Source organism: Acidovorax sp. KNOB132 (genome assembly GCF_057541515.1).
Genome location: NZ_BAAJYT010000467.1, coordinates 1 through 1,762, shown reverse-complemented (window position 1 = coordinate 1,762; position 1,762 = coordinate 1). Strand labels below are relative to the sequence as shown.

General features: G+C 71.5%; 1 protein-coding gene. It reads left to right on the top strand.

Annotated features, from left to right (window positions below; genetic code table 11):
* Positions 1 to 273: 273 nt before the first annotated feature.
* Positions 274 to 1,762: DUF3592 domain-containing protein (locus AC27IO_RS23770; RefSeq protein WP_498741121.1), on the top strand; the 1,489-nt coding region annotated here is incomplete at its 3' end.

Here is a 1,762-nt window from a genome sequence, read left to right as displayed (position 1 = left end):
GGCCGCGGGCCGCGGCGGCGCAGGGGGGGAGCGGAAATGGTCGGTCAGGGGTCGGGTGGCGGTGCATCGGTGCTTCTCTCGTTGGTGGTTGTCGAGAAGAAGACACACAGCCCCCCGCAAAGGGGACAGCCCTTTTGCTTTGTTTCGATCGATGTGTGCGAAGTGTTGCGCGCGCGCCGCGCCGGGGCGTTTCGCGCCCCGCCACGCGGCCCCTGGTGGCGCGGGGCTTGATATTCTTCGAGCCACAAGAAACGACATCGACGAGGAGAACCCGTGGCCAGAGAGCGGACGAGGGCAGGCAGCATCGGCACCCGGCTGGCACTGCTGGCGTTCAGCGCCGTCTTCGCCGTGGCATTTGGCGTCTTCGGCTACACCTACGGACTGCGGCCCCTGGCCAGCACCCTGCGCCTGGCGTGGGAGGTGCACCACCGCTGGCAGCCGGTGCAGGCCGAGGTCCTCTCCGCGGAGCTTCGGCGGGAGGCGCGCCGTTCGGGCAGCGGTACGGGGCCCGCGTTCGAAGTGCAGGCCCGCTACCGCTACGCCGTGGACGGCAAGCCCCATGAAGGCACCCGCGTGGGCCTGGATCCGGCAGGCCATGGCGAATCGATGGACTTCGACGGTTGGCAACGCCGGTGGCTCGCGCAACTGAAAAGCGCCCAGGCCAGCGGGCACACCGTCACCGCGTGGGTGAACCCGTCCAACCCGTCGCAATCGCTGATCGACCCCGCCATCCGCTGGCGCCTGCAGCTGTTTCGTCTGCCCTTTGCCCTGGTGTTCACCGGCGTGGGCCTGGTGGCGGCCTGGGTGTTCGTCTTCGTCCTGCTGCGCTGGCGCAAGATGGCTCGCGAAGAGGTCGATGCCGCGTCCCTGTCGGACGGGCCGTTGCCCCCGCCTGGGAACCCGGCACGCCGATCCCTCGGCATCCTGTGGCTCATCGCCTTGTTCTGGTGCGGCTTCAGTGTCCCGATGGCCGCCTTGCTATGGCCCGATCCCCATATTCCGTGGCTCGCCAAGGGGGTCGTGGGCCTGTGCGCTCTGGTGGGCATCGGGCTGCTGTGGTACTCGGGGCATGTCACCTACCTGGCCTGGCGATACGCGGGCACCGGGCTCGCCTTGCAGCCCGCGCGGCCGCTGGCAGGGCATCCGGTCGAGGTGGCGCTAGTGGTGCCGGCCCGTGCCGCGCCCCGCATGCAGGGGCACAGCCTGCAATTGCGACTGGCCCAGTACCGGGTGGACGAAGCGAGTTCGGGCTCACCCGAACGGCGCGTGGAGTCTTTCGCCGAGCCCGTGGCGATGCAGCCGGCCAGCGGCGGCCGGCTGCGGCTGGTGGCGCGTTTCCTGGTGCCGCCCGATGCGCCGACCAGCGGCGCCCGCCGCTCGGGCGAGCGCGTGGAATGGCGGCTGGACCTGCTGCGCACGCCGCAAGGCGAGCCGGAGTTGACGTGCGACGTGCCCGTCCAGGCGGCAGCGCAGCCCCTGTCAGGGGAGCCGCCGGACCGCTTCGACCGCCGGGCGGCCTGGAAGGGCACGCCCGTTCCCGTCAGTGCCCGCCCGGTGGGGCCGGGCGCGGAGCAGGATGACGAGGCCCCCATGTTCCTGCCGCCCGCTGTCACGCTGCAGGAAACCCAGCACGCCTGGCACTTCGTCTTTCGCCCGGGCGGCTGGACCTGGGCGGCCGGCATCGTGCTGGTGAACCTGGCGCTCGGCGCGGTGGCCCTGGACGGGCTGGGTGTGTCCCTGGCCGCCGGGTGGCGCACCCCGC